Below are 12431 nucleotides of genomic sequence, written 5' to 3'. Positions count from 1 at the left end.
GAAGTGCTGAAATCCGTCGTGCAGGAACCTATTCGCTGCGCCTTGCTAGTTATGAAGGATGCTGCAGCAGGGCGCCGTGCGCGCGGCAGGTAGCGGCGGCGACGAGCATGGCTTTGGCAAGGGATCGGGTGATGGCTGTCTCGGTGGCGGGCATTCCGTCCCGGGTAAGCGTTGAGAGGATTGATGACAGGGTCGCATCCCCTGCGCCCATCGTGTCGACGATGGTGCCGGGAAGCTCGGCTACCGGCTGGTGGACCTCCGGCTGGAGTGCGCGCAGTAGTGATGCTCCTTGAGGGCCCGCCGTGGCCAGGATGGTGGATGCTCCTGCTCGATGGAGGCGCCGGCCGAAGGTGTGCAGGTCCTCATCGGCGAGAAGTTGGGCGTCGTCATCGCCGACTTTTGTGAGGAGGCTTTGGGCAGCAAGGGTCGTGAAGTTGGTAAGGAAACGCTCTTTGTCGGCGAGCATCCCTGATCGGGGGTTCGGGTCGATGACGAGGCGCTGTTCCGGGTTCTCGATCAGGGCGGTGAGGGCATCGACCTCTGCCTGGTTGTCGAAGGGGAAGCAGCTCACCGCGACCAGCGTCGCTTGTGCGACGGCTGCCCGGTGGGGGCTCTGATACACGAGGGTCCGGTGTTGGGCAGCCTGATTGAAGACGTATCGGGGTTCACCGTGCGTGCGGTCGGAGACGGCGCGGGCGGTGCCGTAGGGTGCGGGTGTTGCCAGGAGTTCCACGTCGTGATGGCTCAGGAAATCCCTGATGCGCCTGCCGTCGGCGTCATCACCGACCATGGCGATGAGCGTCGCGGGGATACCGAGCAAAGTCAGCCCCACTGCGACGTTCAGAGCTGCGCCGCCGGGAAAGGATTGTGATCCGGTCGGTTCACGCAGTTCATCGATGAGGGCGTCGCCGATGACGACGACGCTACGGGTGCTCTGGGGTGTCATGGGGATTCCTTCTATCGAACTCAGCGCTGAGCAGGGGGTATTTCGCCGCTGCCACGGATGATGAGCGTGGTGGGGACGATGCAGGTACGAGGCGGTGCTTCTTCTCCGTCCAGCCTGCCGATGAGGCGTCGGGCCGCAGTGTGCCCGATGTCCTCCGGGTTCTGGGCCACGACGGTGACTCCTGGGTCGAGGAGGTCCGAGAGCTGGAAGTCGTCGAATCCGACAAGTGCTGTGGTCCGGTGTGCCCCGCGGGTACGCAGCGCCCTGATCGCACCTATCGTCACCAGGTTCTGGCTGGTGAAAACTGCTGTCGGTGGTGTGGGGGAGTCAAGCAGGGTGAGCATCGCCTGCGCGGCGGAGTGTTCATCGTGGAGATTCTCGATGACGGGTATATCCCCGGTCGGGATACCCGCTCGACCAAGGGCATCGAAGAAGCCGAGGCGCCGCTGGGCTGCCGTGTAGATGTCACTGCGGTCTCCCAGGTAGGCGATCCGTCGATGGCCGTGCTCGAGCAGGTGACTGGTCGCCGTGATGGCGCCTTCGCGGTTGTCGCTCACCACGCAGTCTCCGGTGATGCCCGCCGGCTCCCGGTCGACGAAGACAATGGGAGTTCCATGGCGCATCTCGGACGCCAAATAGGACTGATCGCGGGAGATCGTCGTGAGGATCAAGCCATCGACGCGCCGCCGCAGGAAGGCAGCCACTGACGCCTGTTCCCGCTCGGCGTCATCATCCAGGCTGGAGGCGAAGACGGCGATCCCGCGCTCCAGCGCCAGGTCCTCGATAGCGCGGTGCATCGCTCCGGCGAAAGGATTGTCCACGCTGCTCACCAGCAGACCCAGAGTTCGGGTGCGTCCATCGGCCCGCCGCAGGTTCCCGGCCTGCTCATCGGGGTGATAATTCAGCGACCGTGCCGCTTCCATCACCTTCGCGATGGTCGCTGCCGAAACATTTGGTTCCTGATTGATCACGCGGGAAACAGTTTTGATTCCCACTCCAGCCAGCGCCGCCACATGGCGCATAGTGGGCCGCGATCGCGGAGACTGCTGGGAACTTGCCCCTGACATCGATGTCACGTTTGAATCTCCATCATTCCTGAAGGTTGACTGTGAGCCAGATCATAGTCTATACCTGACATGACATCGTTGTCAGGGAGGATGCCTCCCGCCACCTAAGGAGATTCAAGGATGAATCGCATGCCATCCCGTCCATCCCACTCATTCCGCCGGCGTATGACGACAGCGGGTTCGATCGTGACACTTTCGCTTCTGGCCCTCACCGCCTGCGGAGGGGGAGACTCGTCCTCCACCTCCGGCGACGCCGCTGCGTCCGGTTCGGCTGAGGGGCCGATCGGCGTCTCGTTGATTGTCAAGACCACGACCAACCCCTTCTTCGTCGCCATGCAGGACGGCGCGCAGACCGCGGCCGAAGCCGAAGGCGTGGAACTGACCCTCGCTGCGGGCGAAGAGGACGGCGACGAAGACACCCAGATCCAGGCCATCGAGAACGCCATTTCCAAGGGCGACGCGGGCATCCTCATCACACCCAACGGTCCGGCCGTCGAGGACGCGCTGATCCGGGCACGCGATGCGGGCCTGTTCGTGATTGCCCTGGACACACCGCCGACGAACCCGGAAGCCGCGGATATCACCTTCGCTACCGACAACTTCGTCGCCGGCCAGGAGATCGGCAAGTGGGCCGCGTCGAAGCTGGCCGGTGAGAAGGCCACGATCGCCCTGATCGATCTCTTCGACGACAAGATCGTCTCCGTCGATTACAACCGCGACCAGGGGTTCCTGGATGGCATGGGCATCGACACCGCCGACGCGGAGAAGAACGGCGACGAGGAGAAGACCGGCTCCTACAGTGGTGGCGAGTACGAAATCGTCGGCAACGAAGCCTCCCAGGGCGCCGAAGACGGCGGCCGCACGGCGGCAGAGACGCTGCTGAGCGCCAACCCCGACATCAACGTCGTCTATACGATCAACGAACCCGCCGCATACGGCGCGTACGAGGCCTTCAAGGCCGCGGGCAAGGAAGACGTCATCGTGGTCTCGGTCGATGGGGGTTGCGCGGGCGTCGGACAGGTCGACGAAGGCATCATCGACGCCACGAGCCAGCAGTACCCGGTCAAGATGGCCGAACTCGGGGTGCAGGCGATCGCCCAGCTGGTCGAAACCGGTGAGGCGCCCAAGCCAACAGACGGCAAGGACTTCTTCGACACCGGCGTAGCCCTGGTCACCAATGAGCCCCAGGACGGCCTCGAGTCCATCGACGCCGCTGCTGCCAGCGACATCTGCTGGGGATAAGCCACCCCTCGATCTAGGCGGTCCGCGGGTCGATATCCTCCCCGCGGACCGCCTATCAGCGACGACCAACGGAGTTCCTCCATGAACCAGACAGTACAAGCGGCGCCCTCATCGGGCGGCCACGACCTCGCCAGCGAATTCCTGGACCGCACCACACCGCTCACGCGCGTGCGCAACACTCTGCACCGTTACCCGGCGCTCAGCCCCGCCATCGTGCTGATCATCGCCATCATCGTGTTCGGTTTGCTCAACGAACGCTTTCTCGCCCCAGCCAACCTGTCACTGATCACCCAGCAGGTCGCGGTTGTCGGCACCCTCGCGATCGCGCAGACCCTCATCATCCTGACCGCCGGCATCGACCTCTCCGTGGGTGCGGTCATGGTCCTCACCTCGATGGTGATCGCCCAGACCAGCTCGCAGAACGGCGTTCCCGGATTCATCGCGCTGCTCCTCGGGTTGGTCGTCGGCCTCGCTGCCGGCGCGTTCAACGCCTTCCTGGTCACCAAATTCCGGTTGCCGCCCTTCATCGTGACACTCGGCACCCTGAACATCTTCGTCGCGCTGACCCTGCTGTACTCGTCCGGCGCCACCGTCCGCGGAGCCGAAATGCCCGGCGTGCTGACCGCCACCGGTACGACGGTCAGCTTCGCGGGAGTGAACATCACCTACGGCGTCGTCCTCATGCTCCTGCTCTACATCGCCGTCGCACTCATCCTCGGGAAGACAGCGTGGGGACGGCACGTCTACGCCGTCGGCGACGACAAGGAAGCCGCACGCCTCGCCGGCATCCGCGTCAACCGCGTCCTCGTCAGCGTCTACCTCGCCGCAGGCGCCATCCTCGCCATCGGCGCCTGGATCCAGATCGGGCGCAGCAACGCAGCATCGCCCAACGCCGGCGCCGATCTGAACCTGGACTCCATCACCGCGGTCGTCATCGGCGGCACGAGCCTCTTCGGCGGACGCGGCACCGTCTGGGGCACCCTCCTCGGAGCCCTGATCGTCGGAGTGTTCCGCAACGGGCTCTCCCTCGCCGGCCTCGACGTTCTCTGGCAGACCTTCGCCGTGGGCGTCCTCATCATCATCGCTGTCTCCGTAGACCAGTGGATCCGAAAGGTACGCAAATGAGCGACGCAGTGAGCGCAGCCCTCCCATCGACCACCGAGGACCCCGGCCGTCAGCCCATCCTCGAGGCACGCGATCTCGTGAAGACCTTCGGTAAAGTCGTCGGTCTTGATGGAGTGTCCCTCGCGCTCTACCCGGGAGAGGTGCTGGCGATCATCGGGGACAACGGGGCCGGAAAATCAACGCTCATCAAGTGCCTCACGGGTGCCGAAGTGCCGGATCAGGGCGAGATCCTCCTCGAAGGCCAGCGCGTCTCCTTCAAGCGCCCCCAGGACGCCCGGCAGGCCGGCATAGAAACCGTCTATCAGAACCTTGCCGTCTCACCCGCCCTGGACGTCGCAGCCAACCTCTTCCTCGGGCGAGAGGAACGCCGCAAGGGCATCCTCGGCTCGGTGTTCCGCGTCGTCGACACCAAAGGCATGCGGCAGAAGGCACGAGCCGAACTCACCGAGCTCGGGATCAGCACCCTGCAGGACGTCACCGTACCCGTCGAGAACCTGTCCGGCGGCCAGCGACAGGCCGTCGCCGTCGCCCGAGCCGCAGCTTTCGGGTCCAAGGTCGTCGTCCTCGACGAGCCCACAGCAGCGCTCGGAGTCCGCGAATCGAAGCAGGTACTCGAACTGGTCAAGAACCTTCGGTCCAAGGGCATCCCGGTCATCCTCATCAGCCACAACATGCCCCATGTCTTCGAGGTCGCCGACCGGATCCATATCCAGCGCCTCGGCAAATGTGCCACGACCATCACCCCACAGAGCCACACCATGACCGAAGCGGTCGCCATCATGACAGGAGCTCAGGCAGCATGACAGCTGACGCATCAGGTGCCGTCGCGCTCTACGCGGAATTCACCGCACAGGACGGAAAGGCAGATGAAGTCCAGGCGCTTCTACTGGATCTCACGACCAAGGTACGCGCCGAACCGGGCAACATCGTCTTCGACCCCCACCGCCGCAGGGAATCGCCGAACGACTTCCTCGTCTACGAGATTTATCGCGACGAGCAGGCGTTCCAGGCACACATCACCGCCGATTACGGGCGCGTCTTCAACGAAGCGCTCACCGACCTGATCATAGGAGACGGTTCCGAGCTGACCTGGCTCACCCCGCTGGAGTAACCCGGACAGCTACATCATGGCCTCGCGAAGCGGGACAAAGTGCTGCCCTTCGACAGCGAAGAGGAGGCGGCCGCGATGGGCCAGATTCTCCTTGCGCATCTGTCAGTCGATCAATACCCCTACCTTCACGAATTCACCGTCGAGCACGTCCTACAGACCGGATACAGCTTCGGCAAATAGTTCCTGTACGGCCTGGATCTCATACTCAACGCCCTGGAACGAGAACGCGACGCGGCGGATACCACGCCAGACCCCTGATAGCCTCTGGTCGCAGAAAGACGGAAACATACAGAAACAGATAGACGGCTGATGGTGACCATGAGCGCTACAGGCTGTGGCGCGACTGGACGAAGAGCTATGTGAAGGCTTTCCCTCGACGAGGGCGTCAGGGGTCTCTTCAGCCTTACGGGATGAGCGGGCTTGCGGTCTGTACGTCACCCGGTCTCTTGATCCGACCGGCGGTGGCAGGGCACGCTGTGTGATCAGGTTGAAGCCCGCCGTCCACGCGTTCGTGCTCACCGTCGCAGGCCGGTTCGAAAGAACCACTCACTGATGAAGCCTGCCGGACCCCGCACCGTTTGTCCGACAGTCCCAGGAGCCGAGTAACGCCACTATGTGGCGTTACTCGGTTGTCTGGAGGGGGTATCTTCTAGTTCCCTTGGGTCACCTCGGTCGATGCAGCAAGGGGTGTGGGCGACGCTTGAGATGTGGCACTGTCCTGAAGGAATTGTGTGATTTCCTGAGCCATGGCCGCTGACTGCGTCCAGTGCAGGTTGTGCGGGCCCTTGAGCTCGACGATTTCGTGGTGGCGGACGTTCTTGAGCTGGTTCTTGTGCGACTCGAGCCAGTCGGGATTGGTAGCCACGTTGTCACTGGCGAGGAAGTGAAGAACGGGCAGGTTCTCCGGGTAGGTCACTCCCTGGAGTGCTGCGGCGTTGCTGGCGATCCGGGCGCTTTCGTCGGCGACTGCCGCGTTGCCGAAGTTCCAGATTGTCATTCGGCGCATGCGCTCCAATTCATCTGTGGTGAAGTCGTCGCTTGCCGGGTCCACCGCTCCGGGAGCGACCGAGACCGCTGTTCGGACCACGCCGATCGTGGACAGTACCCCGATGAAATTGATGCCGCCGCTGGCCGCGGAATGCTCCTCCAGCTGGGTGGGCACGCTGGGGTCGATGCCCACCACCGCGGATACTTCGCTCGGATACCGGTTGGCGTAGTCGAGTGTGTAGAAGCCGGAGATCGAGTGTCCGGCCAGAACGTATGGCTTCTCGAGGTCGAGTGAGGCCAGGGCCTGGTGGATCTCGGTGCTGATGTTCTTCACGGTCCGTTCGGGTGCGCTCATGTCGCTGTAGCCGTATCCGAAGCCCTCGACGACGATGACGTCGTAAGCATCGAGTTCCCTGATCAAAGGGGCGAAGTCCAGCGCCGGAGCGATCGTGCCCAGGCCGCTGAGCAGGACCAGGGGCTGTGCACCTTCGGTGCCGGCCCGAACGACGTTGACCTCGCCGCCGGCGACTTCCACGAGGTCACCGTACTGGGCGGTACTCGACTTCTCCTGCTGTTCCAGAAGCGCGTTGGCCGCTGTGGACGCAAGGGTCAGCCCCAGTGCGGTGAGAGCGACGATGCCGGTGGTTTTCAGTGTGCGCCGGAATGGCCGGCGTCGCTTTTCGGGTACTCCTTGGGTTGCGTGGCTCGTGGTGTTCGGGAGCTGACGACTGCCCTGTGACATGGGGGACGTTTCCAGACTTGGAGGTGTTCGAATGAAGTGAGAACCCGTTCGAAGGCGGGCTGTTCGTCCGGATGACATCGCCCCGACGAGCGAAGGGAAGTCCTACAGACGTGTTGTGTTTTCGCGAAGTTGCGCTTCCAGGTTCGCGTTGGGGACCTGTCGTGCTTGTGGGAACCGAGAGTGAGCGGGGCTGCCAACCCCTCGAATGTATACCCCCGGGGGGTATACGTCAAGGGTGCTGGTGGGTCTGGTGGTCGGTCAACCGACCCTCCACGGGAGGATCCACTTCGGCCGGGAATTTCAACACCACAGCCTCGAGTTACCGCCCCCGGGATGCGGCATTGGGCTGCCCATCCGGCGGGTGCCTCTGTGCTGTGATGCTTCTGACGGCTCAGCCTCGGACGGTCGAGGCTTCGATCTCGACGAGAAGAGCGGAGATTTATCGCGCGTGGACGCCGATAACGATGACGGGTGGCGACGTTGAGCTGAAACGCTCGGGCGACGTCCTGGACATCACCTCCCAGGTCATCGACGCGCTGAGGCGTTGAGCAGCGCGGAGCGGACCTGACCTGCCGGATCCGTCGCGGTCGGAGCGCCAGCGAGTTCCACTGTCATCTGTCCGGTGAGGAGCAGGAGGCGAAGCGGTGAGGTAGGACACCCCAGCAGGCGGTGTGACCAACGACTCGTTTCGAGCCCTTGACCCTGTTGTCGGCACAGCCTCTTTACTGGTTCCAGCACACGACATCACGCCATGGCAGAGCGCAATCGGCGCCGCCTTAGAAGCGTGAGGACAGTGGATCGATCCACGCTCGTCGTGCATTCGAAGGAGGACATGATGGACAACCCGTATGAGGGCATGCAGGAGTGGGTTCAACAGCTACCCGAGATCGTGCAGCCGGTGGGAGTCGCGATCGCCGGGATGATCCCGTACATCGAGGGCGAGGGAGCCGCCGGCATCGGCATCCTCCTCGGGATCAATCCGGTGGTGGCAGCGGTCTCGGCGATGATCGGCAACTTCCTGAGCGTGCTCGCCGTCGTCACCATCAGCTCCCGTGTCCGGGAGAAGGTTGTCGCCTCTCGAGGAGGCGGGGGCGAGCCGGCAGGTCCTGCATCCGCCGCTCCGTCACCCCGGCGCGCGAAGGGACAGCGGCGCCTGCAGGGTTGGCTCTCCCGATTCGGGGTGCCGGGCGCGAGTCTCCTCGCCCCACTCGCTCTTCCCACGCAACTCACGGCTACGTTCTTCGCGGCGTCGGGCGTCAGGAAGGAGCGGGTCCTGCTCTGGCAGGCGATCGCCATCGTGGTATGGACCGTCGTCATCTCGGCGCTTGCGACCGGGCTTGTCGGAGTATTGGGCTGGTGACGGAGACCTCAAGCGGGGCTCGGGGCGTCTGGCGTCATGGACTCGTCGGTGGCACCGCCATCGACCGGTCTGCCCGGTACCGCCTCCACTGCAATTTCGCAGGAGAGTTCTCTCTGCATCTTGACTGTGTGGTGGGAACATGGAGTTTCCTTCTGAAGGGTCGACCGACACATAGCAGGTGCGTCGCGACTGAACCGGTGACGATGAACGAAGAAGGCTGACGAGAATGGCCTGGAGCACTCAAGGAATCGCCGAGCTGGCCGGGACGACGGTGAACACCGTCCGTCACTATCATCGGGTCGGACTGCTCGAGCAGCCGGACAGGATGTCCAATGGCTACAAGCAGTACCAGGTCAGGCACCTCGTCCGTCTCCTGAAAATACGCCGCCTACGGGATCTCGGTGTACCGCTCGATCAGATCGACGAAGTTGCCCTCGATGGCGATTCGTCGTCCGAGGCGTTGAGGGCGATCGACGCGGACCTCGCGGTAAGCATCGAGAGGTTGCAGCGTGCCAGGGCGGAGATTCAGGCGATCCTCCAGGGGTCCTCCGTGACGGGCGTCCCGGCAGGGTTCGAGGACGTTGCACCCCGCCTGTCCAAGCAGGACCAGTCGTTGATGCTCATCTACTCCCAACTGTACGACGACGACGCGATGCAGGATCTGCGGAAGATGGTCAGGGAGGACACAGATCCGGTGAGCAAGGAATTCGACGAGTTGGCTTCTGACGCCGACGAAACCGTACGCGCCGCACTCGCCGAACGTTATGCACCAACCATTGCCCATGCCATCAGGGATTACTCGTGGCTCACGGACCCGGGGAAGCACCTGTCGAAAGGCCTCGAGGTGACCCGGAACACGGTCATCGAATCGCTCACGGCTCTGTACAACCCGGCACAACTGGACGTCCTTGCCAGGGCGAGCGTCATCGCCGGTGGCCTCCTCAAGATCGAACAGGCCACGAAGGACGAGCGCGCGCCCTGACGCGGGCCCGAGGTATGTGGGCACCGAGGTGGCATCGACACCGCCCCTGCCTGCTGCGGCGTGACCAAGAAGGGTGACGTCTGGTCTCCACCCCCGGGCGCAGCCGAACCATGAACCCTCGTCGGTGCCGCGGAGCGCACGCTTACCTCGACCAGGGGCCGACCGCCCTGTCCCGGCCGGCCCGCTTCGCGCTGTACAGGCGGCGGTCCGCCTCCTGCAGCAGATCGGACGTCGTCGCCCCCTGGTGGCAGCCGGCGAAACCGATGCTCGCCGTGAGGCGGAGGCCGCCGTCGATCCCGGGCCACCGGAGGGACCGGACGGCGGACAGCACCCGGTCCGCGACCTGCTCCTGATCGGCGTCCTGCTGCAGGACCAGCAGGAACTCCTCGCCTCCGATCCGGGCGACGTGCTGGACCCCGCCGCACGTCTGCAGGGCCGCGGCGACGGCGACCAGCACGTCGTCGCCCGCGGCGTGGCCGTGGCGGTCGTTGACCAGCTTGAAGTGGTCGAGGTCGAGGATGGCCAGGGACGCGGTCCACGGTCCTCCGGCCTGCCAGGTCCGGACGACGTCGGGCAGCGTGTCCTCCACCCACCGCCGGTTGCGGACCTTCGTCAGGGGGTCGACGGCGACGGCCGCCTCCGCCTGCTCCGCGCGCTCGAGCGCCTCGGTGACGTTCTGCTCGGCGAACAGGTGGTCCACCCGGGAGCGGCGGGCCTCGATCCACCGGCTCCGCGCCGCCTGGTGGAACTGCCGGTGGAGTTCGTAGGCTAGCCGGAAGTCGGCCGCGGACGCCGCGATGGCGGCGCGTTCCTCCAGGACGGTGGAGGCGACCTCCTCGAGTGCATAACTCACCGTGATCTGCTCCGCCCGGTCGAGGGCACGTCGCGCCGCGGGCAGGTTGCCGACCCCATGGTGGGCCTGCGCGAGCAGGAGCATCCGGGTGGCCCGCGTCTCCGGCTGCGACGTCGAGGCGTCGTCGTCGCCGGCCCGCTCCAGCACGTCGAGGGCGTCCCAGGGGCGGTTGTCCGCCAGATGGCCGCGGGCGAGGACGTCCGACAGTTCGGCTTCGAGGTCGGGGGATGAAGCGATCACGGCTTCCAGCCGCCGCATCCAGAAGCGGGCCTCGTCCGGCATCGACTCGTCGAGTGCGGAGTGGAACGCGTTCGACGCAATCCGGGCCAGGAGTTCGGGGTCGGCCAGCTGGTCCGCGAGGGCGAGCGCCCGTCGGGACACGTCGAAGCCGTGCTGCAGGAGGCCGGCGACCAGGAGGCCGAGCGCCTGGCGTGTCAGGAAGTTCGCCCGGAGCCGGGGCTTCTCGGTGCCGTCCAGCAGTGTGACGGCGATCGTCGCCTGCTCCGCGCCGGAGCCGGAGTGGCCTGCGATGAGGTCCATCATCGCGATGAGCGCATGGCAGCGGCTCGCGAGCCGCGCGTCGCCCTGCTCCGTGGCCCATTCGAGGATCTCCTGGCCCCGAGTCCTCGCGCCGGGCGCGCCGTCCGTGCGGGCCAGCGCGTCGAGCCCGGTCACCTCCGCCCAGAACGCGACGTCGAGCCGCCCGAGTGTCTCCGCGAAGGCTCTGATCTCGGCTGCGTCCGCCACGGCGCGGGGGAGATCGGTGCTGATCTCGAGGGCCTCGAGGGTGGCGATGAGGTCGCTCTCCTGCGCGAGGCGGAGGGAACCGCTTTCGATGACGGCGTCATTCATGGTGTGGCTCCAGGGGTCGGGGCAGCGCTGTCCTGCTGACCGTGGAGCGTGAACGAGACCATGGTGTGGCGCTGATGTGCCGGATGAGACTGGTGTGCTCAGTCTGCCGTGCCGAGGGCGTCACCTCAAGGGTCACGGCTGACGGGTTTTCCTCGCGTCGGGCAGCATCTCTGCGCCGAGGGGCGGCGCCCGGGTCTGCCGCGGGAGCTGGGACGGCTTCCGGCTCCTCTGAAGCGGCAGATGCGCGCCGAGATCCACGCGCGGCGCCTGATGACCCTCACCGGGCTCATCGAACTGGTCTTCAAGGAACCATTGGATGCGAAGAAGCAGGAACAGACGGTGCTATCCGTGGCGATCGCCCTGGCCGCCGAGAAGGCAGACGCTGAGGACCGGCAGCCGCTGGTCGGCGACGTCGCCGCCGCCATGAAGTCCGCACCTTCCCAGATCCAGTCGGCACTGCTCATCGAGGACTCCAACGAGTACCTGCCGCAGGTCAAGAACCTCCTGGCGGGCCTGAACGCCCTCGGCGAGCATGGACCGTTCGGGGACGTGTTCTGCCAGCAGACCACGAAGGAGTTGAAGATCGACACCTCCGTTGACGTCGACATTTCTCTCATCGACGAGTCCCAGCTGACGCTTCGGGCTGCGGTGCAGACGGTGTGCTGGTCCTACGGTCAGGCCGGCATCTCGGCCGCGAAGACGCCGGCCGACGCCGGGCTGATGGAAGAGCGCCATCACCTGATGATCATGGACGAACTCTGGCAGTCCCTGCGCGCCAGTCGCCCTGATCCATCTCGGGGAAGCCTTCACCCCGGTTCCCACCGACCTGTCATGGAACCCGATCGTATTGGCGATCGGTCTTGCCACCGGGGATCCGTGGCCGGCAGCGGCGAGCTGGTTGCTCGGCGCGGAAGCGGTCGTGGTCATTGCTGCCTTTGCGTGGTGGAGCACCCGACCTGTGTCCAGGACCGCTGAGGCGTCCCGTCGGATGAGTCCTGGCGGGAAGATGCGCCCGGCGATGCTCGATGCGCGCCTCACCGAAGCGGCCCGGCTCCATCCGGACGCTGAGGGTATCGGCCCGGGCCTGACGATCGGGTACGCCGGTGACTCCGGCACGAAGGCAGTTATCCAGGGCTGGCGTGAGTGCTCGATCCGTGTGTGGCG

Annotated in this window: 11 protein-coding genes and 1 pseudogene; 8 read left to right on the top strand and 4 right to left on the bottom strand. The window is 65.1% G+C overall.

The genetic code is table 11. The features are described from left to right. Positions 1-49: 49 nt before the first annotated feature. Together AC4D2F_RS09675 and AC4D2F_RS09670 are read right to left on the bottom strand one after the other, a co-directional pair. Positions 50-946, bottom strand: a complete 897-nt coding sequence (locus AC4D2F_RS09675; RefSeq protein ID WP_490910345.1) for a PfkB family carbohydrate kinase — start codon at positions 944-946, stop codon at positions 50-52. A gap of 20 nt (positions 947-966) precedes the next feature. Further along, on the bottom strand, positions 967-1968 hold the full coding sequence (locus tag AC4D2F_RS09670; protein ID WP_490910542.1) for a LacI family DNA-binding transcriptional regulator: 1002 nt from the start codon (positions 1966-1968) through the stop codon (positions 967-969). Positions 1969-2178: 210 nt separating this feature from the next. Here AC4D2F_RS09670 and AC4D2F_RS09665 point away from each other — a divergent pair, with 210 nt between their 5' ends. The 5 genes and pseudogenes from AC4D2F_RS09665 to AC4D2F_RS09645 form a co-directional block, all read left to right on the top strand. Further along, a complete protein-coding gene (locus AC4D2F_RS09665) occupies positions 2179-3255 on the top strand; it encodes a substrate-binding domain-containing protein (protein ID WP_490910541.1) in 1077 nt (358 codons plus the stop codon). An 81-nt stretch (positions 3256-3336) separates the two neighbouring features. Then, positions 3337-4380, top strand: coding sequence for an ABC transporter permease (locus AC4D2F_RS09660; RefSeq protein WP_247827038.1), 1044 nt, complete (start codon positions 3337-3339; stop codon positions 4378-4380). After that, positions 4377-5183 (top strand): ATP-binding cassette domain-containing protein, encoded by an 807-nt coding sequence (locus AC4D2F_RS09655; RefSeq protein ID WP_490910344.1) that lies wholly within the window; start codon positions 4377-4379, stop codon positions 5181-5183. The genes AC4D2F_RS09660 and AC4D2F_RS09655 overlap by 4 nt, the downstream gene beginning before the upstream one ends. After that, positions 5180-5491, top strand: coding sequence for a putative quinol monooxygenase (locus tag AC4D2F_RS09650; protein ID WP_490910343.1), 312 nt, complete (start codon positions 5180-5182; stop codon positions 5489-5491). Before AC4D2F_RS09655 ends, AC4D2F_RS09650 begins: the two co-directional genes overlap by 4 nt. A 421-nt stretch (positions 5492-5912) precedes the next feature. Continuing rightward, positions 5913-6044 (top strand): annotated as a pseudogene (locus tag AC4D2F_RS09645) (IS256 family transposase); the annotation flags it as partial. Between the two features lie 96 nt (positions 6045-6140). On the opposite strand, the gene AC4D2F_RS09640 reads toward AC4D2F_RS09645, so the two are convergent. Beyond that, positions 6141-7220 carry an alpha/beta fold hydrolase gene (locus tag AC4D2F_RS09640; protein WP_490910342.1) on the bottom strand — a complete coding sequence of 360 codons (1080 nt, stop codon included), beginning with the start codon at positions 7218-7220 and terminating at the stop codon, positions 6141-6143. 793 nt (positions 7221-8013) lie between these two features. Between AC4D2F_RS09640 and AC4D2F_RS09635 the strand changes: the two genes are divergently transcribed. Next, the gene (locus tag AC4D2F_RS09635; protein ID WP_490910341.1) at positions 8014-8580 is read left to right on the top strand and encodes a small multidrug efflux protein; all 567 of its coding nucleotides are present in this window, start codon (positions 8014-8016) and stop codon (positions 8578-8580) included. A 226-nt stretch (positions 8581-8806) separates the two neighbouring features. Further along, positions 8807-9562 (top strand): MerR family transcriptional regulator, encoded by a 756-nt coding sequence (locus AC4D2F_RS09630; protein WP_490910340.1) that lies wholly within the window; start codon positions 8807-8809, stop codon positions 9560-9562. 142 nt (positions 9563-9704) lie between these two features. Here AC4D2F_RS09630 and AC4D2F_RS09625 read toward each other — a convergent pair whose 3' ends face one another. Continuing rightward, complete coding sequence (locus AC4D2F_RS09625; RefSeq protein WP_490910339.1) at positions 9705-11267, bottom strand: GGDEF domain-containing protein; 1563 nt, start codon at positions 11265-11267, stop codon at positions 9705-9707. Between the two features lie 240 nt (positions 11268-11507). On the opposite strand from AC4D2F_RS09625, the gene AC4D2F_RS09620 reads away from it, so the two are divergent. Continuing rightward, positions 11508-12242, top strand: coding sequence for a hypothetical protein (locus AC4D2F_RS09620; protein WP_490910338.1), 735 nt, complete (start codon positions 11508-11510; stop codon positions 12240-12242). Positions 12243-12431 lie beyond the last annotated feature (189 nt).

The sequence above is a fragment of the Arthrobacter sp. TJ-263 genome, from assembly GCF_058269155.1.
This window is presented reverse-complemented; position numbering and strand designations above follow the sequence as displayed.